General features: G+C 35.4%; 20 protein-coding genes. 14 read left to right on the top strand and 6 right to left on the bottom strand.

The genetic code is table 11. The features are described from left to right. Nucleotides 1–215 precede the first annotated feature (215 nt). The 4 genes from NST93_RS05585 (at nt 216) to sirA (ending at nt 4,038) form a co-directional block, all read left to right on the top strand. A complete protein-coding gene (locus tag NST93_RS05585) occupies nt 216–854 on the top strand; it encodes a recombinase family protein (RefSeq protein ID WP_405102019.1) in 639 nt (212 codons plus the stop codon). Between the two features lie 186 nt (nt 855–1,040). Further along, nucleotides 1,041–1,274: a DUF896 domain-containing protein gene (locus tag NST93_RS05580; RefSeq protein ID WP_405102017.1), complete on the top strand. Its 234-nt coding sequence runs from the start codon at nt 1,041–1,043 to the stop codon at nt 1,272–1,274. A gap of 107 nt (nt 1,275–1,381) precedes the next feature. After that, nucleotides 1,382–3,382, top strand: coding sequence for a transketolase (gene tkt, locus NST93_RS05575; protein ID WP_405102015.1), 2,001 nt, complete (start codon nt 1,382–1,384; stop codon nt 3,380–3,382). A 203-nt stretch (nt 3,383–3,585) separates the two neighbouring features. Next, nucleotides 3,586–4,038 carry a sporulation inhibitor of replication protein SirA gene (gene sirA / locus NST93_RS05570; protein WP_405102013.1) on the top strand — a complete coding sequence of 151 codons (453 nt, stop codon included), beginning with the start codon at nt 3,586–3,588 and terminating at the stop codon, nt 4,036–4,038. A 202-nt stretch (nt 4,039–4,240) separates the two neighbouring features. Here sirA and NST93_RS05565 read toward each other — a convergent pair whose 3' ends face one another. Beyond that, nucleotides 4,241–4,801 carry a hypothetical protein gene (locus NST93_RS05565; protein WP_405102011.1) on the bottom strand — a complete coding sequence of 187 codons (561 nt, stop codon included), beginning with the start codon at nt 4,799–4,801 and terminating at the stop codon, nt 4,241–4,243. A gap of 393 nt (nt 4,802–5,194) precedes the next feature. Continuing rightward, nucleotides 5,195–5,416 carry a YneF family protein gene (locus tag NST93_RS05560; RefSeq protein ID WP_405102009.1) on the bottom strand — a complete coding sequence of 74 codons (222 nt, stop codon included), beginning with the start codon at nt 5,414–5,416 and terminating at the stop codon, nt 5,195–5,197. A gap of 397 nt (nt 5,417–5,813) precedes the next feature. On the opposite strand from NST93_RS05560, the gene NST93_RS05555 reads away from it, so the two are divergent. Then, nucleotides 5,814–6,518, top strand: a complete 705-nt coding sequence (locus tag NST93_RS05555) for a cytochrome c biogenesis CcdA family protein (RefSeq protein ID WP_405102007.1) — start codon at nt 5,814–5,816, stop codon at nt 6,516–6,518. Between the two features lie 275 nt (nt 6,519–6,793). Next, on the top strand, nt 6,794–7,258 hold the full coding sequence (locus NST93_RS05550) for a CcdC family protein (protein WP_405102005.1): 465 nt from the start codon (nt 6,794–6,796) through the stop codon (nt 7,256–7,258). Between the two features lie 13 nt (nt 7,259–7,271). Here the strand turns inward: NST93_RS05550 and NST93_RS05545 are convergent, their stop codons facing one another. Then, complete coding sequence (locus NST93_RS05545; RefSeq protein WP_405102003.1) at nt 7,272–7,748, bottom strand: DUF2621 family protein; 477 nt, start codon at nt 7,746–7,748, stop codon at nt 7,272–7,274. 284 nt (nt 7,749–8,032) lie between these two features. Between NST93_RS05545 and NST93_RS05540 the strand changes: the two genes are divergently transcribed. The 6 genes from NST93_RS05540 to NST93_RS05515 all read left to right on the top strand — a co-directional run bounded on the left by NST93_RS05540 (nt 8,033) and on the right by NST93_RS05515 (nt 14,126). Then, nucleotides 8,033–9,142, top strand: a complete 1,110-nt coding sequence (locus NST93_RS05540) for an ATP-binding protein (protein ID WP_405102001.1) — start codon at nt 8,033–8,035, stop codon at nt 9,140–9,142. 236 nt (nt 9,143–9,378) lie between these two features. Continuing rightward, nucleotides 9,379–12,087, top strand: coding sequence for an aconitate hydratase AcnA (gene acnA, locus NST93_RS05535; protein ID WP_405101999.1), 2,709 nt, complete (start codon nt 9,379–9,381; stop codon nt 12,085–12,087). Nucleotides 12,088–12,349: 262 nt separating this feature from the next. After that, nucleotides 12,350–12,937, top strand: coding sequence for a TlpA family protein disulfide reductase (locus NST93_RS05530; protein WP_405101997.1), 588 nt, complete (start codon nt 12,350–12,352; stop codon nt 12,935–12,937). Between the two features lie 94 nt (nt 12,938–13,031). Then, complete coding sequence (gene tlp, locus NST93_RS05525; RefSeq protein ID WP_405101995.1) at nt 13,032–13,262, top strand: small acid-soluble spore protein Tlp; 231 nt, start codon at nt 13,032–13,034, stop codon at nt 13,260–13,262. 139 nt (nt 13,263–13,401) lie between these two features. Then, nucleotides 13,402–13,824 (top strand): acyl-CoA thioesterase, encoded by a 423-nt coding sequence (locus tag NST93_RS05520; protein WP_405101993.1) that lies wholly within the window; start codon nt 13,402–13,404, stop codon nt 13,822–13,824. 2 nt (nt 13,825–13,826) lie between these two features. Beyond that, entirely contained in the window at nt 13,827–14,126 is a 300-nt protein-coding gene (locus NST93_RS05515; RefSeq protein WP_405101991.1) for a hypothetical protein, read from the top strand. A gap of 15 nt (nt 14,127–14,141) precedes the next feature. Here NST93_RS05515 and yidD read toward each other — a convergent pair whose 3' ends face one another. The 3 genes from yidD to plsY all read right to left on the bottom strand — a co-directional run bounded on the left by yidD (nt 14,142) and on the right by plsY (nt 16,101). Then, nucleotides 14,142–14,381: a membrane protein insertion efficiency factor YidD gene (yidD, locus tag NST93_RS05510; RefSeq protein WP_405101989.1), complete on the bottom strand. Its 240-nt coding sequence runs from the start codon at nt 14,379–14,381 to the stop codon at nt 14,142–14,144. Between the two features lies 1 nt (nt 14,382). Further along, the gene (folE2, locus tag NST93_RS05505; RefSeq protein ID WP_405101987.1) at nt 14,383–15,318 is read right to left on the bottom strand and encodes a GTP cyclohydrolase FolE2; all 936 of its coding nucleotides are present in this window, start codon (nt 15,316–15,318) and stop codon (nt 14,383–14,385) included. A 201-nt stretch (nt 15,319–15,519) separates the two neighbouring features. Next, on the bottom strand, nt 15,520–16,101 hold the full coding sequence (gene plsY, locus NST93_RS05500) for a glycerol-3-phosphate 1-O-acyltransferase PlsY (protein WP_405101985.1): 582 nt from the start codon (nt 16,099–16,101) through the stop codon (nt 15,520–15,522). 535 nt (nt 16,102–16,636) lie between these two features. Here plsY and NST93_RS05495 point away from each other — a divergent pair. Together NST93_RS05495 and parE are read left to right on the top strand one after the other, a co-directional pair. Further along, nucleotides 16,637–17,056, top strand: coding sequence for a CoA-binding protein (locus NST93_RS05495; RefSeq protein ID WP_405101983.1), 420 nt, complete (start codon nt 16,637–16,639; stop codon nt 17,054–17,056). A gap of 254 nt (nt 17,057–17,310) precedes the next feature. Beyond that, entirely contained in the window at nt 17,311–19,266 is a 1,956-nt protein-coding gene (gene parE / locus NST93_RS05490; RefSeq protein ID WP_405101981.1) for a DNA topoisomerase IV subunit B, read from the top strand. Nucleotides 19,267–19,306: the final 40 nt, after the last annotated feature.

Here is a 19,306-nt window from a genome sequence, read left to right as displayed (position 1 = left end):
AAAAAAGTGTTGACAAGATTATACGTTCGTGCGATACTATGTTCGTAGGAACAAAGGTTCTTATAATTAAAAGGAGGAATTCAAATGTTCGAGAGAATTTTTAAGAAAGTGTCAAAGGAAGATCTGTTTTACTTAGTTGCTTTTGGATTAACACTAGTATTTTTGTATTTCTCTATGATTACTAGTGGATAATCTAAATTAAGGAGAATTTTAAATTGAAGGCTATTATTTATTGTCGGGTTAGCACAGATAAAAAAGAACAAGAAACATCGTTATCAAGACAGCGTCAGGAACTTCATCAATTTGCTGGTCGCCATGGCTTCACTGTGGTTGCTTGTATAGAGGAGCAAGAAAGCGGCTTTGATATTGAACGTGAGGGTATTTTCGAAATGCTTGATTATTTTACAAGTAAAGAAGCAGACTGTTTAATAATCCAGGATGAAACGAGATTAGGCAGAGGAAATACAAAGATTGCTCTTTTCCACCAGCTTCAAAAACTAGATATTGCTATTTATACGTTAATTCATAATGGGGAGCTGGAATTGTCTGATTCCGATTCTATGGTTTTACAAATAGTAGGTATTGTCGAAGAATATCAGCGCAAGATTCATAACTTGAAAATTAAAAGGGGTATGCAAAAGGCTGTTAGGGAAGGTTATAAACCGCATACAAACCTTAAAAATATAGATAAAGCGCCTGGAAGAGAAAGGATTGAGGTTCCGATTGAGGAAATCGTCCGGCTTCGGGAGAAAAATCTAACATTTAGTGAGATTGCAAGCACCTTAAATGGTTTAGGTTTTAATGTTTCTAAAGCGACCGTACATCGGAGATATAAGGAGTATCAAAAAACTTGAGAATGAAATACACAGCATGTAAGATAAAAGACAAGATTAATTTCTTGTCTTTTTTTGTTTTTTCAATTATAAATTATGAAGTAGTATAGTTTGTTAAGTGAGTGATTGAATTCATATACAAAGCAAAGAGCTGAACAGGTGAAGTAGTTCTTTTATTTATAATCTAGAAGTAAAGGAGGTTATCTGATGTTATCTAAAGAAAAGCTGAATCGGATTAACGAGCTTGCAAGAAAAGCAAAGGAAACAGAATTGACAAGCGAAGAGAAAGTGGAACAAAAACAGCTTCGTGAAGAATACTTGAAAAATATTCGAAATTCTTTCAAGAACCAATTCAAGACAATGACTGTGATTGACCCAGAGGGAACTGATGTTACCCCGCAAAAAGTAAAAGATTTACAGGAAAGAAATAAAAAACATTAAAACTGGCTAAATATAATTTAAATTGAATGAACTAAGCTTGTGGAGATTGCACATTCATTATAGAATATAGAGGGTACATATTATAGAAAGATTGGAAGGAGAATTACATGTCTACAATTGAAAATCTATCTGTGAATACTATTCGTACGCTTTCAATTGATGCAATTGAAAAAGCTAATTCAGGTCATCCAGGCTTGCCGATGGGAGCAGCTCCGATGGCATATGCTCTTTGGACAGACTTTATGAATCATAATCCAAAGCATTCAAAATGGTTTAATCGCGATCGTTTCGTATTGTCAGCTGGTCATGGATCCATGCTATTATATAGCTTGCTTCACTTATCAGGTTATGATGTTACAATGGACGATATTAAGAATTTCCGTCAGTGGGATTCCAGAACACCTGGTCACCCAGAGGTACACCATACTGATGGTGTGGAAGCAACTACAGGCCCATTAGGACAAGGGATTGCAATGTCTGTTGGAATGGCAATGGCCGAATCGCATCTGGCTGCGAAATTTAATAAAGAGGATATTTCAATCGTTGATCACTTCACATATGCTTTAGTAAGCGACGGTGACTTAATGGAAGGTATTTCTCATGAAGCTGCTTCTTTAGCAGGTCATCTAGGTTTAGGTAAATTAATTGCTTTATACGATTCAAATGATATCTCACTAGATGGGGATTTAGATCGTTCATTCTCAGAGCATACAGAAGCACGTTTCAAAGCATATGGATGGCAAGTGCTGCGTGTGGAAGATGGAAACAATTTAGATAGTATCAGAGCAGCAATTAAAGAAGCGCAACAAAATAGCGAACAGCCAACATTAATTGAAATAAAAACAGTTATCGGTTATGGTTCTCCGAATAAGTCAGCTTCTTCAGCATCGCATGGTGCCCCTTTAGGGACAGATGAAGTTGGACTTACAAAGGAATATTACAAATGGACACATGAAGAATTTGAAGTACCTGCCGAAGTATATGCAGACTTCAAAGAGAAAATTCAAGATAGAGGAAGTAAAACGGAAGAAGCATGGAACGACAAATTTGCTGCTTATAAGGAGAAATATCCTAAGGATGCTGAAGAACTTGAGTTAGCTATCAATGGGGAATTGCCAGCAGATTGGGTAAAAGCACTTCCGGTTTATGAGGAAGGAAGCTCGCTTGCAACTCGTGCATCATCTGGTGAAGTACTTAATGCTATTGCACAAGCAGTTCCAAACTTCTTCGGAGGAAGTGCAGATTTAGCAGGTTCCAATAAAACATCAATGAATGATGAAGGTGATTTCACGAAGGCTAATTACGCTGGACGCAATATCTGGTTTGGTGTTCGTGAGCATGCAATGGGTGCAGCTTTAAATGGTATGGCACTTCATGGCGGCCTAAAGGTTTATGGTGGAACATTCTTCGTATTTAGTGATTATCTGCGTCCATCTATTCGTTTAGCATCTATAATGAGAATGCCGGTTACTTATGTGTTTACACATGACTCCATTGCAGTTGGTGAAGATGGGCCAACACATGAGCCAGTTGAGCATTTAGCAGCATTACGTGCTATGCCTGGGCTTTCTGTAGTTCGTCCAGCAGATGCTAATGAAACAGCAGCTGCATGGCGACTTGCTATAGAATCAAATGATGAGCCAACGGCACTCGTATTAACAAGACAAAATCTGCCTACACTACCTGGCACGGATAAGAATGCTTATGATGGTGTGAAAAAAGGTGCGTATGTTGTTAGTCCAGCAGCTAAAGAAACTCCAGATGCTATTTTGCTTGCTACAGGATCTGAAGTCCAGCTAGCAGTAGAAGCACAAAGCGAGTTGAAGAATAAAGGGATTGAAGTTTCTGTTGTTAGCATGCCATCATGGGATCGATTCCAGAAGCAGGATGCAGCATATAAGGAATCCGTCATTCCAAAAGCAGTTAAAAAACGCTTGGCAATCGAAATGGGAACTTCTTTCGGCTGGGAACGCTATGCAGGTGATGAAGGTGAGATTCTAGCAATTGATCGCTTTGGTGCATCAGCTCCAGGGGATAAAGTTGTCGCTGAATATGGATTTACAGTTGAGAATGTAGTTCGTTTAACAGAAGATTTATTGAAAGCTTAAAACGTTGAGGACAGTTCTATATAGAACTGTCCTCAAGTTATTTCTCAGGTCTATAGTCTAGTTTCCATATGCTATAATGAATGGTTCTATTAGCTCGTGTTTGAATAATTATTTAATTCGACAAAACTAGTGGAGATTTAAGGTATAATTTGACAGACTTTTCAAAATGAATGCGTATAATTGGATGTAAAGGGGTGCTTTACATGTATACGTATTCTGTTTTTTGTGTAAAGGCTGATGTAGCGAATAATTACTTTTATAAAACTGGGATTCTTTATAGATTTCTAAAAGAATTTAGAGAGAATCGCAATTGTACATATCTGCAGTTGCAGTACAAATACATTACTGAGCTACTCACTTTAGAAACTATTTCTTCTTTTATTCAAAATTTTAAAAGTGAAATTACAATCGAAAAACGTGACAGCCATATGAAGTTTTATTGGCAAGATAAACAGCTTACTGTCTATGAAGATGATCGGCATATTGAGTTTACTTGTGAATCTCTGCAGGATGCCGAAGATTTTTTCTTTCCAGTTTTACGAAATTTGCCGCTTCACTTTTTTATAACAAGAAATAGCATGAGAGATTATGGATGGTTATCCTTTGTGAAAAGTAAAAGCATTGAAAATAGACAGATATTGTATTCTTTTCATTAAAAAACCTGATATTGGAGCATGTATCGAACGTAGAAGAGGAATATGAAAAGTGGTTAAATGACAATAAATTGTGGTATAGAGCCCTAAGAGATTAAAAATAAACAAAAAGTTAATGAAGCTGCTAATTTTATGGTGAAAAGGCCTTCCATCTGCGGAAACAGTTGGGAGGCCACTTTTTTTACTAATGCTTTTAATTTCTAGATTACTTTGGTTTACGGAGTCTTTTAACAAACTTTGTCAGCCAATAAGATATAAATACGACACCCAAGTCTATAAGGAAAACGTAAAATACATTCATACCATCATTAAAATCAGTTAGCCCAATTAGATTTTCAATTGTTCCGAAACCAAATGAAAAAATAGCACTTAAAAGGACAGCATATAGGTAAAAGTTTTTGTTATGATTTAAACAGTACTGGTATGCAAGCATGAATCCTATAGGAAGCAAAGAGGAACTTATACTTAAAGCAAATGGCAACAAAGGTACAATATAATACAAATGGACAAACAGGTTGGTTTTTCCTAAAACAATGTCTGTATACGACCATAGCATATGTACAGAGAAGCCAAAAAATAAGATTTCAAATATTTTTGTCCGATCAATCGTAAAGTACAAAATAATTAAAGGAATAACTAAGAATCCTAACACGACCCAAAACTGCCAGGAATCTATATAGGAGTATTCCTTCCAATAAGAAATTAATGTGGAGTTTAACTCTTCGCTTTTTTTATACATATCATTTAAAACTGAACTTTGATCCATCATTTTCCTCCTATAATTTACTTATGTATGTTACAAGAGAAGCGCATATTTATTATGTGCCAAAGTGAGTAAATAATACTTATTACTCTTTCTTTCACATAAGGAAATATAAAGGAAAACATACTGGTTCGAAAGCTCAATTATTTGCCAGAGATAGCGATGGCGAATGTATCATAGGCAGCTTACATCAGTCAGGTGTGCATATATATGTGATTTACAGAAGTTTTAGTTGCAAATAAATATACAAAAACCACATTTCCGCTATATCATCTGCAGAAAATGTGGTTTTAGTTATGTTTCATACATTTTTACATAATAAATTAATAACAATGCAAAAAAATTGATAATCAGTAATTAAAATCAATATATAAAACCTTTTTTTATATGAAAGATTTATTTATCCTGTTGATTATTCATTGCACGCATCATTTGATTTATTTTCTTTTGTGATGGTTTTTGACCCATCTGCATCATTAACGTACGAAGCATTTGCTCATTAATTGGCGGATTCTTTTTCAAGTAGCTCATCATATATTTTCTCGCAATAAAAAATCCAAGAGCAACACCTGCTATTAAAGCTGCAATAGCAATTAAAACTACCCATATTGTGCTCATTGTACTGACTTTCCTCCTTCATGAATCTCTTTATACAGTATATAAAATTAATCAAAGGAATACAATTGATTTTGTAAATTACATCGTTAAATAATGGTAAATAGCACTTTCCTATTTATCTAAATCTCTTTTCTGCTTAATAATTGCTGATGGAATAAGTGTACTTTTACTTTTAATATTTTTGGATTACGAGCCATTGTCTTGATATCCAATGCCAGAATTCGCACTGTGTCTTCAATGTACAAACATTAATAAAGACAGGGATATATATTTCATTTATACTTAATTGCAGCAGGCGAGCAGTGTAAACTGTTGTCCTTTTGTCATAAACAAGTCCATTTTGTTTTGCTTTGTTTGGTAAAATAAGGTGAACACTATTATTCTTAGGGGGATTACGATGTCTGAAATAAATATATTTTTAGCCTTTGGAGCAGGTTTCTTATCTTTTGTATCACCTTGTGTTCTTCCGATGTATCCTGTATTTTTATCTTATATTACCGGAATGAGTATAAGTGAAATAAAAGAAGAGAATACAAAGCTGAATCGTAAGGCGATCCTTCACACTATATTCTTTTTAATTGGATTCTCAAGTATTTTTATTGCAATTGGTTTCTCGACATCTGCTATTTCTGAGTTCTTGTTAACGTACCAGGATGTTATTAGACAGGTTGGAGCAATTTTAATTATTTTCTTTGGTCTTGTTATTGTTGGTATTTTAAACTTTGAATTTCTAATGAAAAATAAATCAATTCAATTTAAAAATCGTCCGGCAGGTTTTTTAGGGAGTTTTCTAATTGGCCTAGCTTTTTCATTGGGGTGGACACCATGTACAGGTCCAATTCTAATGGTTGTCTTTTCACTTGCTGCAACAAGCCCTGAAACCGGTATGATAATGATGGTCGCTTATATTTTAGGTTTCTCAATACCATTCCTGTTAATGGCTTTCTTTATTGGTAAAATGAGTTGGATTAAGAAACATAGTCAAAAGATTATTAAAATCGGTGGTTATGTTATGATATTTATGGGGATTGCTCTATTCTTCGACTGGATGACAGGTGTAACATCATTCCTAGCGAATTGGTTTGGTTTTTCAGGGTTTTAATGGAGTTTTATTTATGAATATATTAAGATAGAATTGATATTCATATTCGATGAAATCAGAAGTTTAAATCACTGCCTGATTGACATCGCCTGCATTGGTTCTCTTAAACCACTTGAATACGAATGCTTAAGACTTCATTCGTTAATAACGCAAATTGCTTACGGAATAAACTTCGCTCGATTTGGATAGCGAGACGCATGTAAATTGTAAATCTGTATAGGGGTTTACAGAAGAATAGAGATGAACTGGAATAGATGTGAGAGAGTGATTCAAGCATGATGTTGGGTATAGCAAGCACAATCGTTGCTCTGGTGATGGCAATAACAATGATCTTTGTACGATTAAGAATGGCAAAAAGACCGGCAACGATGAAAAAAATTATTTTACCGCCATTATTTATGAGCACAGGAGCATTAATGTTTATTTTTCCTGCATTTCAAATTACCTGGCTCCAAGTATTCGAAGCATTTTTTGTCGGCATGATATTTTCTATACTTTTAATTAAGTCATCAAAATTTGAAATTCGTGAAGGGGATATTTACTTAAATCCATCAAAAGCTTTTCCAGTGATATTAGTTGGTTTACTAGTTTTAAGAATTATTTTGAAGCTTATTGTTGGGGCAACAATTTCATTAGGAGAAACAAGTGGAATGTTTTTCATTCTCGCATTTGGTATGATTCTAACCTGGCGAGTTACCATGTTGTTTCAATTTCTGCAAATGAAGAAATCCGTAATATAACAAAAGCACCCGATTATTGGGTGCTTTTCTGTTTCTGATAGATTTCCTGCCAGTTTTCTCGATAATTTTCTTTTGAGAGCTTAAATAAATGCTCATAAGGAGAGGCATCGATTCCTTTTTGTTTTAGCTTTTTCCTTAGAAACTTATGGTCACGTTTTGGTGTTGCAATAATGTAGCCTTCAATTAATGTTTCCTGTGTAATATGTGCTTCTTGCTTTTCGAGAGCTACCTCTCCAATCTTACTGGCAATCTTTTGACGGGCAACGTCACGAAATAGTTCAGGAACTGGAGAAACAAGTTCTTCTAACAATATCTTTTCTTTACTTTCCCACATATGCTGTGTTTTTTCAAAATAATGCTCTTCCCAATCCATAATTGATTTACCATCTTCTTTTGGCAGACGTTTTAGAAATTTGCGGAACATGAAGAATCCGCCAATCCCCATTAAAGAAATAAGAAAGAAGCCCCACAACACCACAATGATTGACAAATTTATCACCTGTTTCTTAAGATTTAATAACTAAATTGTAAAAGTTTTTCATAAATATCTAATAATTAATTTATTTTTCCATATATTTATAGTAAGATAAACTATACACATATAGTTTATTATAAGAGGAAACTCTTATAGTTACAAATTTATGCAATTTCACTAGTGATCCTTCTTTATAAATACTAAACAATATTAATTGTTCTATTTAAATAATATTTTACACCTTAGAATCACTTTATGTTTTAAAATGCTCTTTAAAAATAAATTGAGGAGAGGATTAAATGAACATAAGGGAGTTTGTTTCAGTAGATTTGAAAGATCGGCAAAATGTGTACTATCATTTTTCAGAATTTCCTGTTCGTTTACTGGATTGGATAGAACATCAGTATGAAGAAATCATTATTGTATGGAATGAGAAAGGCAAAATATGTTTTGTATCAAAATCTGCAAAATTCCTGTTAGATAGCGAGCCGGAGGATTTATTGGGATGCGATTGGTTTAATTTGTTTGACCCGATTACAGTAACTAAAATAGAAAGGTATTTAAACGAAGAGAGCTGTCTTTCTGAAGCTATGAACCTTGATATTGCCAAGTATTCAAAGATTTTTCATGTTGAATTATCGATAGACAGAGTGGAAGATGACGTGAATGAAATGACTTATTATGTCAGTTGTCTAAAAGATATTACTGCACAAAAGGAAGCAAAAGAAATGATGATTCAAGCAGAAAAAATGTCGGTTGTTGGTCAATTGGCCGCCGGAATTGCACATGAAATCAGAAATCCCTTAACGTCTTTAAAAGGCTTTTTGCAATTGCTTCAGGCTGGGGTTCGGCATAAAGATGAATACTATAAGATTATGAAAGATGAAATAGAGAAAATGGAAGCGATAACCTCAGAGCTGTTATTTATGGCAAAACCACTGACAAATAACATGAAAGATGAATGTGTTGATAAGATGATCCGCGATGTAGCAATTTTACTTCAATCCCAGGCCCGATTAAAGAATGTTTCAATCAAAATCAGGGAACCAATAACAGAAAAAATTTATTGTGACAGCTCACAAATAAAGCAAGTTTTAATAAATTTAGTCAAAAATGCAATAGAAGCAATGGAACAACCTGGAGAAATTACGTTATTTGTCCATTCAAATAACGAGCAAGTTATTATAAATATTAAAGATGAAGGTGTCGGCATACCAACAGATATTATTGATCAGTTAGGCAGCCCTTTTTTTACAACGAAGAAAGAGGGAACTGGATTAGGACTCAATATAACAAAAGAAATACTTAAACTGCATGGCGGTTCACTAAGTTTTTCGAAAAATAGAGATAAAGGAAGCACTTTTCAATTGTTTTTTCCAAATAAATTAAAGCAAACGAATGGACTATAAGCCTAATATAGTCCATTCGTTTTTTATTATAAGTAAAAGTTATCGTATTTCATAATAAATTGGTATATAGATGACATGGCTAATGATTTGTTTTATCTCATATAATCCTATAATATAGAATGTAAAGGTCTATTTTATAGGTTTTTTTAATGGACATTTAGATGGTTAAAAGCCAGATTACTATTTTCAAAGAAAGCGAGAATAGTAAATTTTCGAATGAAAGGGGTATATCGATTATGGGAAATGATGCGTTTAAAGCAAAAAAGCAGTTTGACGTAAACGGTAAAAAGTATAATTACTATCATCTGAAAACGCTTGAAGAACAAGGTTTAGGTAAAATAAAACGTTTGCCTTTTTCTGTTCGTGTTCTTTTAGAATCCGTACTTCGTCAGCATGACGGCCATCAGATTCAAGATGAGCATGTAAAAGCACTAGCAAAATGGGGGAAAAAAGAAGGTAAAGGTGTTGACGTTCCATTTAAACCTTCTCGTGTAATTTTACAGGACTTTACAGGTGTTCCTGCAGTAGTTGACCTGGCTTCTCTAAGAAAAGCAATGGTTGATATGGGTGGGAAACCTGAAAGGATTAATCCGGAAGTTCCAGTAGACTTAGTTATTGACCACTCGGTTCAAGTTGATCAATATGGCACACACAATGCTTTGCAAGTAAATATGGATATTGAATTTGAAAGAAATGCTGAGCGCTATGAGTTCCTTAACTGGGCACAGAAAGCATTCGATAATTATCGTGCTGTTCCACCAGCAACAGGTATTGTTCACCAAGTTAACTTGGAGTATATTGCGAATGTTGTTCACGGTTTGGAAAATGAAAATGGAGAATACGATGCGTTCCCAGACACATTGGTTGGGACTGACTCACACACAACGATGATTAACGGACTTGGTGTTCTTGGATGGGGTGTTGGTGGTATTGAAGCGGAAGCAGGAATGCTTGGCCAGCCTTCATATTTCCCGTCTCCAGAAGTAATTGGCGTGAAGTTTGTTGGCAGTTTCCCTAATGGAACCACAGCAACAGACCTTGCTCTAAAAGTAACTCAAGTATTACGTGAAAAGAATGTAGTTGGTAAATTTGTTGAGTATTTCGGACCTGGATTGAAGGATTTACCACTTGCAGATCGTGCAACAATTTCCAACATGGCACCTGAGTACGGTGCAACATGTGGTTTCTTCCCTGTAGATGAAGAAACATTAAATTATCTGTATTTAACTGGCCGCAGTCAAGAACAAATTGACCTGGTTGAGAAATACAGTAAAGAAAATAGCTTCTGGTATGATTCAGAAGAAGGCGATCCAGATTATACTGATGTAGTAGAAATTGACTTATCGAAACTAGAACCAAACCTTTCCGGTCCAAAACGTCCACAGGATTTAATTTCACTTTCAAATATGCAGAAGGAATTTAAAAAAGCAATTACTGCTCCTGAAGGAAACCAAGGTTTTGGAAAAGATAAATCAGAATTTGATAAAGAAGTAACAATTTCGCATAAAAATGGAAATACATCTGTTATGCGCACTGGTTCACTTGCAATCGCTGCAATTACTTCTTGTACAAACACATCTAACCCGTATGTTATGCTAGGTGCTGGTTTAGTGGCGAAAAATGCAGTAGAAAAAGGGCTAAAAGTGCCTGAATATGTAAAAACATCATTAGCTCCTGGTTCAAAGGTTGTAACACGCTATCTTGAAGACGCTGGTCTTCAAAATTACCTTGATCAGTTAGGCTTTAACCTTGTTGGTTATGGATGTACAACATGTATTGGTAACTCAGGTCCATTATTAGAAGAAATCGAGAAAGCGATTGTTGATTCAGATCTGATTGCATCTTCTGTTCTTTCTGGTAACCGTAACTTTGAAGGACGAATCCATCCGTATGTGAAAGCGAACTACCTAGCTTCACCACCGCTTGTAGTTGCTTATGCACTTGCTGGTACAGTTGATATTGATCTTTCTAAAGAGCCGCTTGGAATTGACAAAAATGGTCAGCCAGTATACATGAAAGACATTTGGCCATCAGCTCAAGAAATTAAAGAAGAAGTAGCTAAAGTTGTAACACCTGAAATTTTCCGTAAAGAATATGAAAATGTTTTCGATTCTAACGAAAAATGGAATGCAATTGATACAACAGATGAACCATTATTCGAATGGGATGATAACTCAACATATATTCAAAACCCGCCATTCTTTGAAGGTTTAACAAAGGATGCAGGTACAGTGGAACCATTGAATAACCTTCGTGCAATTGGCTACTTTGGTGATTCAGTTACTACTGACCACATCTCGCCAGCTGGAGCAATTGCTAAAGATATGCCAGCAGGTAAATTCCTGCAAGAAAAGGGAGTTTCACCACGAAACTTTAATTCTTATGGTTCTCGACGTGGAAATCATGAGATTATGATGCGCGGTACATTTGCGAATATTCGTATTCGTAATAAGTTAGCTCCAGGTACTGAAGGAGGCTATACTACTTACTGGCCAACAGAAGAAGTTATGCCAATTTATGATGCTGCAATGAAGTATCAAGAAAAGAATACTGGTCTGGTTGTAATTGGTGGTAAGGATTATGGTATGGGATCTTCCCGTGACTGGGCAGCCAAAGGTACCAACCTATTGGGAATCAAGACAGTTATTGTTGAGAGTTATGAGCGTATTCACCGTTCAAACCTTGTAATGATGGGAGTTCTTCCGCTGCAATTCGAAAAAGGTCAAAGTGCTGAAAAGCTTGGTTTGACTGGAAGAGAAACATTCCATGTAGATATTGATGAAAGCGTAGGAGCAAACACTCCTGTTCAAGTAACAGCAGTAAGTGAAGATGGTAAAACAACTGAATTCACTGCAATTGCTCGTTTTGACAGTCCAGTTGAAATTGATTACTACCGCCATGGTGGTATCCTTCAAATGGTATTGCGTGATAAAATGCAAGCGTAAATTTATTTTAAGAACCGTTACTTTCTTAGAAAGTAACGGTTCTTTTCTATTGCGAAATAAATACAATTCTATGGTTGAATTTGTACACTTTCCGAACAATGATTCGAATATCTTTACTTCTATCTACATCCATCTTAGTATTAAAGCAGACCTTTAAATCGTTTTCACTACAAATAAATTCAAATGATTGGGTAATAATTTGATTAAGAGATTTTGAATCACAAAGATAAAAAACACCTATTTATTGTTGGAGGACGGTAAAGTGAAGAAGTTAATATTTGGTATCGGCTTTCTAGTTGTGCTGGTTGCGATTATGGTTGGACAAACACTTATGGAAAAACAAACAGATAAAGAAGCATCTCCAAATTTATATGATGTAACCGGAGATACAAGCGTTTCCGGAGGGATGATTGCACCAGTTGAGAGTAAAGGTATTCAGCCTGGTGAATCAGCGCCAGATTTTGAGTTAGAGACACTTGACGGGGAAGTTGTTAAGCTTTCTGAGTTAAAGGGGCAGAAGGTAATATTAAATTTCTGGGCAAGCTGGTGTCCACCTTGTCGTGAAGAGATGCCGGAAATGCAGAAATTTTATGATGATTATAAAGACGACATAAAAGTTATAGCAATTAATTATAATGAGAAAGATCAAAAAGTAATTGAGTTTCTTGATGAATTTGGTTATACGTTTCCAACACCACTTGATCGGGATGGCTCAGTCGGAAATGAATATGGTGTGTTGACTCTGCCCACAACTTATTTCATTGGTACGGATGGGACTATTCAAGAACCGCGGCATATTGGCCCGATGACATATGATTATATGGTAGATATCATGCAAAAACTGAATTAATTTTTAAACCACATGATTAACCTGTTCCTTTTGATTGCATAATTTTTTAGCAAGTGGAAAACATATAAATACTATATTTGAAAGGAGTATTTGTATGTCTAATTATGATAAAAAGCCAAAGCCTGATAATCGAAGTGATAACGCTGGTAAATTGCACAATATGATTCATGATACACTCGAAAATATCGATAAAGCGGAAGATACAATGGAATTCTCTGAAGAATTGGATCAGATAGAAATTGCCGCTAAGAATAAGCGGAGAAAAAAAGCGGTTGAAGGATTTAAAGAAGAGTTGAAAGACGAACAGCACAATCAAGAAAAATAAGCAGAAGACCTCAAGACAAAATCTGTCTTGAGGTCTTCTGCTTATTTTAATCATCATCTATATTTGTCAAGATTAAGTTTTTTGTAATTCTATGATAGGATATAATTATAAGTTTTCTTAACAGCTGGAGGAATACATATTGAAAAAAGTTAGAACACCGATTGATGTACGATATCAAGAGACTGACCAAATGGGCGTTGTTTATCATGCGAATTACTTAATTTGGTTTGAAATTGGCAGAACAAAGTTTATTGAAGAGCTGGGACTCAGTTATATTGAAATGGAGAAGCAAAATGTTGTATCTCCTGTCCTTGATGCAAATATAAAATTTAACAAACCCGTTCGTTATGGAGAGGCAGTTTATGTAGACACATGGCTGGAAGAATACGACGGACTAAGGTCTGCTTACGGATATGAGGTTATTCGTGAGGATGGGGAAATTGCAGTTAGTGGAATCACACGACATGTAATTGTAAATAAAGAAACTTTTCGTCCGCTTTCATTAAGAAAGAAGTTTCCTGAGTGGCATAAAGTTTATTCTGAAGTTGTTAGAGGGGATTAACCATGGCTTTTGGAATAACTAGAAATGAATTAAAAGTTTGGAAAAAACAGGTGAAAAGCGGCAATATAGCTTTTTTGACCCATTACTGGATAGATGAACGGTTTCCTGGGTGTGATACAGTTACGAAGGTTGGCTGCAATGATGTTGAGAAATTAAAGCGGTGGGGAAGAACTTACGGATTGGAAGATCATTGGATAGATTACAAAGAGAAGTATCCACACTATGATTTATTCGGGGATTACCAAAAGAACATTCTGCAGAGTGAAAAAGTATGGGATCAAATCGAACGCTTTAATATTTAAGAAAAAGAAGAAAAATCATAATTGATTTTTCTTCTTTTTCTTTTTTTCCGGGACGTAATCAACACCGCCAGGATGTAATGGATGACATTTACTAATGCGTATGATACTGAGATACAGTCCTTTGAACACTCCAAAACGTTGAAATGCTTCCAGACTATATGCAGAACAAGTAGGATAAAATCGACATGTGGCTGGTGTATAAGGACTAATTGCTTTTTGATAAAATTTGATTAATCCGATAAATAAAAATTTCATATTAGTTATTGCTTTCAAGTGTTTTATCAAAGGTAACAGAAGCAATTGCATCGTGAAGATGAATAGATTCTTCATTTCTGCAACTAACTTTAAATTTAGAAACAAAAGGCATTTCATAGAGATCTGCAGCAACTAATCGAACAATATCTTCAACAAAGCGTGGATTCTCATATGCTGTTTCTGTTACTGCCTTTTCATCCGGGCGCTTTAAAACAGGGTATAACCGTGCAGAAGCATTGCTTTCTGCAGCTTCTAGCAGCTCATGCTTCCAATCAATCTCTTCTTCATTAAATGCCTCAGAAAAGCTGATTTCCATTGTTACATTCCCACGTTGGTTATGTGCACTGTACTCACTGATTTCCTTAGAACATGGACATAATGTAGTTATTTTTCCATGAAGGCTTGCTTTTGTCGTAAAACCTTTCAGTTTATCATATGTAACAGACATGGTTACATCCACATGATTTAAGCCGGAAAGCTCCGTTTGTGGAGCCTTTCTTTCAAAGAACCAGGGGAATTCTACTTCAATTGTAGCATCATCTTGCCCAAGACGCTCGGTCAGTTCCTCAGCAAATTGTTTTAAAGTTTCAAAGTCCGCAACTAGCCCTTTTTGATAATATTCCTGCAACTGCTCTGTAAAACGACTCATATTTGTACCTTTACTGGCGGCAGGGAGGCTTGATGAAAAAGTAAAATTGCCAATACTTGTTTGTGTATGGGGCTTCATTTCACTTTTTATAATGATGGGGTGCTTTACATTAGAGATACCAACTGCATCCAGGCTAAATAGAAAATCCTTCTGTTGATTCTGGATGTCAGCCATCTTATCTTTTTCAATTGGCTTTCTTTTTTCAACTGGTTCTACAGAGCCAAATAATTTATGTCTATCCAATTTATTTGGAAGCTTTTTTAATTTAAATGTAATATTCTCACTCATTGTACTGCCTTCTTTCTATTAGTGACTAAAATTAAGTATACTTAATCAATTTCCGTTATTCAATTTAAAAGTTTGGATGTTGATAAAAGTAAAAAAGAGCTGAATTAAACAGCTCTTTTTTGCTTAGGAAACTATAAAATTTGAAGCTCACGTTAACTTAGTTACCTGATTAGCTGTATAGACTGCGCTGTTGTTTAAAGATTACATCCATTTAATTTTTGGTTCAGTACCATTTTTAATGCGTTTGATATTCTCGCGATGACGATAAATAACAAATAAGGTAAGTAAAGATAAAACGATTATTAGGCCTGTATTTTGATAAAAAAGTGAAACAATAATGGTTACAACTCCTGTAATCATTGAAGATAGTGAGACATATTTTGATAAGTAAAGAGTAATCAGGAAAGTTGATATCATTATGATGAACAGCAAGGGATAGATTCCCAGTATAATTCCAGCAGAGGTTGCAACAGCCTTTCCACCCTTAAACTTAGCAAATAATGGATAGGTATGTCCAATCACTGCGAATAAACCAATGATCAGCTGATAAACATCTGCATTAAAAAGTAATGGCAATACAGTTGCAATTGTTCCTTTTAAAATGTCGGAAAGGGTGACGATGATACCTGCTTTAACCCCTAATACACGAAAAGCATTTGTGGCTCCAAGATTTCCGCTTCCATGCTCGCGAATATCTAATTTATACCCCAATTTTCCTACAACCAATGCAGACGGAATCGAGCCTAATAAATACGCGATGATTGCAAAAACAACATATTCCATAGCGAATCCTACTTTCAATTAATTTTAACTACTCAGAATGACGTACTATGCTATATTCTAGCATGAAAATACATTTGAATGTATTATTTCTTTTTTAATTTACGAGAAAAACTTGTTTAGCGATAATAATAGTTTATTCAACCATCAACCCAGTTATAAGCAAATTCAACTTGAAATTATCATTCTAGTGAAAAAATCAAAGATTAACAAAAAGGCAGATATCAACATCTGGAACCTCATTTCAGATGTTGAATTGATACCGCAGACTAAAGAGGCCAACTGTCGCCCTCGGAAAGCAGGGATTTTTTGGACTATGAATCTCCAGCGGAGAAAGTAAGCCAGTCAAACATAGATTGTTAAAAGGGAGATGGAGAGATTAATATTTTAATGTTTGTTTTTCTGATTTAATCAAATTACGATATAATACAAGCTGCAAAGGAGTCAATCTGGTTGACTATTGCAGGGTTTGTTATTATGATGTGGCTAAAGATAAAGCGCAGAACTTGAAGATAAAATATGGAAGGGAAGATCTAAAATGAGCTGGAAAAACCCATCGAATGAGGAACTAAGAGAAATTTTAGAACATGCAAAAACAATCGCGGTTGTCGGGCTTTCGAATAATGAGGAGAAAACTGCATATCAAATAGCACAAATTATGCAAAAGCAAGGCTATCGAATCATTCCAGTTAATCCGACAGTTGATGAGGTTTTAGGGGAAAAAGCCTATCCAAGCTTGAAGGATATTCCAGAGCAGGTAGATATCATTAATGTTTTTCGCCGTCCTGAACATTTGCCTGATGTTGCTAAAGATGCAGCAGAAACGAATTGTAGAGTATTCTGGGCACAACAGGGAATCGTTAATGAAGAAGCATACGCTTATTTAAAGGAAAGAGATTTTACTGTTATTATGGATCTTTGCATTAAAGTAGTACATGCAGTTTTAGTTAAAAAATAAGTGGAAAAGGATGACAGTTGTCATCCTTTTATTTTCGATTAACAAATGTTTGTATTTAATGAATTTCTATGAAATGGTATATTTTTTTCAGTTTTTAGGTTAAGATAGTTTAGGAAAAGCTTGTGACTACAATGTTTGTATTTACATTTACAAACATTTGTTCTAAGATGATAAATAGAAGATAAATTGACTTGAAACTTAAACAATCCGAAATTCAGTTTTTTTGTTGTGCTTTTGAAGGGGGAAAATTAATATTGGTTAATCAATCAAATCAATATACAGATGATTCGATCCAAGTGTTGGAGGGTCTGGATGCAGTCCGAAAAAGACCTGGTATGTACATAGGAAGTACGGACGAACGCGGGCTCCATCATCTCGTATTTGAAATTGTTGATAATGCAGTAGATGAGGCATTATCAGGTTACGGCAATGAAATTAAAGTTACAATTCATAAAGATAATAGTATATCTGTTGAAGACAGCGGTCGTGGTATACCAACTGGAATGCACAGCAGCGGAGTTTCTACAATAGAAGTTATTTTTACAGTGCTGCATGCCGGTGGTAAATTTGGTCAAGGCGGTTATAAAACAAGTGGAGGACTTCATGGAGTGGGTGCCTCTGTAGTAAACGCATTATCTGAGTGGATGGATGTGACTATATTTCGTGACGGTCAGACATATTTCCAGCGTTTTGAGGCTGGAGGCAAGCCTGTAGGAAGCTTAGAAAAGTTAAAAGCAACGAGAAAAAGTGGTTCACGAATTCATTTTAAACCAGATGAAACGATTTTCTCTTCTATAACTTTTGATTATGAAACAATATCAGAAAGATTGCGAGAATCCGCTTTTCTATTAAAGAATTTATATATTGAGTTAGAGGATAAACGGACAGATAAAAAAGAAGTCTTTCAATATCCAGATGGACTGAAATCCTTTGTAGACTATTTAAATGAAGAAAAGGATACACTTCATTCAGTCGCATTTTTTGAAGGGGAAAATAATGAAATTCAAGTGGAGTTTGCCTTTCAATATAATGATGGTTATGCAGAGAATATGCTTTCATTTGTTAACCATGTGCGAACAAAAGATGGAGGTACTCATGAATTTGGAGCTCGTTCAGCAATTACAAGAACGGTGAATGAATATGCGCGAAGAACTTCCTTACTAAAAGATAAGGATAAAAACCTGGATGGCACGGATATTCGTGAAGGGCTGACAGCAGTAGTTTCAGTTAGAATACCTGAAGATAAGCTGCAGTTCGAAGGCCAGACTAAAGGAAAACTTGGAACCCCAGAGGCGCGTTCAGCTGTTGATAATGTTGTCTCAGAAAAGCTTGCTTATTTTCTGGAAGAAAACGCTGATAATTCAAAGCTCTTAATTAATAAGGCGATTAAAGCAAAAGAAGCAAGAGAAGCAGCAAGAAAAGCAAGAGATGATGCGCGCTCTGGCAAGAAAAGGAAAAGAAGAGACACATTATTAAGCGGGAAACTAACTCCCGCACAGTCTCGTAATCCGAAGAAAAATGAACTCTACCTCGTGGAGGGTGACTCTGCAGGCGGGTCTGCAAAACAGGGAAGAGACCGGAAATTCCAAGCAGTATTGCCGTTGAGAGGAAAAGTTATTAATACGGAAAAGGCCAAGCTTGAAGATGTCTTTAAAAACGAAGAAATTTCTACAATTATTCATACGATTGGTGCGGGTGTCGGCGGAGACTTCGATCTGGAAGATGTTCAATATGATAAAATCATTATTATGACAGATGCCGATACGGATGGAGCACATATTCAAGTATTGCTATTGACCTTCTTTTATCGTTATATGCGTAAGTTAATCGAAGGTGGAAAGGTATTCATTGCACTCCCGCCATTGTTTAAAATTTCAAAAGGTAAAGGGAAAAACGAACAAGTTATTTATGCCTGGGATGAAGCGGAAATGAAAAAGGCAGTTGCTAAGTTTAAAAATGGCTTTCTCGTTCAGCGCTATAAGGGTCTTGGTGAAATGAACGCAGATCAATTATGGGATACGACAATGAATCCGGAAACAAGAACGCTAATTCGGGTAACTATTGAGGATATTGCCCGCGCGGAACGAAGAATTACCACTTTAATGGGGGACAAAGTAGAACCGCGACGAAATTGGATTGAAGATAATGTGAGGTTCGGCCTTGATGAAGATTCAAATATTATTGAGAATGAAAAAATACGTACTGAGTAACTGAAAGTTATTTTTCAAAATTGAATAATAGATGGTTCAC

Source organism: Oceanobacillus sp. FSL H7-0719 (assembly GCF_045040795.1).
Taxonomy (GTDB): Bacteria; Bacillota; Bacilli; order Bacillales; family Amphibacillaceae; genus Oceanobacillus.
Note: the sequence above shows the minus strand (reverse complement) of the source record. Positions and strands in the feature narration are given on the sequence as shown.

What these genes read in the sequence shown, in the direction of transcription:
- yidD (WP_405101989.1), bottom strand. Translation starts at nt 14,381, where the DNA reads ATGAAATTTTTATTTATCGGATTAATCAAATTTTATCAAAAAGCAATT.
- NST93_RS05550 (WP_405102005.1), top strand. Translation starts at nt 6,794, where the DNA reads ATGATGTTGGGTATAGCAAGCACAATCGTTGCTCTGGTGATGGCAATA.
- NST93_RS05495 (WP_405101983.1), top strand. Translation starts at nt 16,637, where the DNA reads ATGAGCTGGAAAAACCCATCGAATGAGGAACTAAGAGAAATTTTAGAA.
- NST93_RS05565 (WP_405102011.1), bottom strand. Translation starts at nt 4,801, where the DNA reads ATGGATCAAAGTTCAGTTTTAAATGATATGTATAAAAAAAGCGAAGAG.
- acnA (WP_405101999.1), top strand. Translation starts at nt 9,379, where the DNA reads ATGGGAAATGATGCGTTTAAAGCAAAAAAGCAGTTTGACGTAAACGGT.
- NST93_RS05560 (WP_405102009.1), bottom strand. Translation starts at nt 5,416, where the DNA reads ATGAGCACAATATGGGTAGTTTTAATTGCTATTGCAGCTTTAATAGCA.
- tkt (WP_405102015.1), top strand. Translation starts at nt 1,382, where the DNA reads ATGTCTACAATTGAAAATCTATCTGTGAATACTATTCGTACGCTTTCA.
- NST93_RS05580 (WP_405102017.1), top strand. Translation starts at nt 1,041, where the DNA reads ATGTTATCTAAAGAAAAGCTGAATCGGATTAACGAGCTTGCAAGAAAA.
- NST93_RS05540 (WP_405102001.1), top strand. Translation starts at nt 8,033, where the DNA reads ATGAACATAAGGGAGTTTGTTTCAGTAGATTTGAAAGATCGGCAAAAT.
- folE2 (WP_405101987.1), bottom strand. Translation starts at nt 15,318, where the DNA reads ATGAGTGAGAATATTACATTTAAATTAAAAAAGCTTCCAAATAAATTG.
- sirA (WP_405102013.1), top strand. Translation starts at nt 3,586, where the DNA reads ATGTATACGTATTCTGTTTTTTGTGTAAAGGCTGATGTAGCGAATAAT.
- NST93_RS05515 (WP_405101991.1), top strand. Translation starts at nt 13,827, where the DNA reads ATGGCTTTTGGAATAACTAGAAATGAATTAAAAGTTTGGAAAAAACAG.
- plsY (WP_405101985.1), bottom strand. Translation starts at nt 16,101, where the DNA reads ATGGAATATGTTGTTTTTGCAATCATCGCGTATTTATTAGGCTCGATT.
- NST93_RS05555 (WP_405102007.1), top strand. Translation starts at nt 5,814, where the DNA reads ATGTCTGAAATAAATATATTTTTAGCCTTTGGAGCAGGTTTCTTATCT.
- tlp (WP_405101995.1), top strand. Translation starts at nt 13,032, where the DNA reads ATGTCTAATTATGATAAAAAGCCAAAGCCTGATAATCGAAGTGATAAC.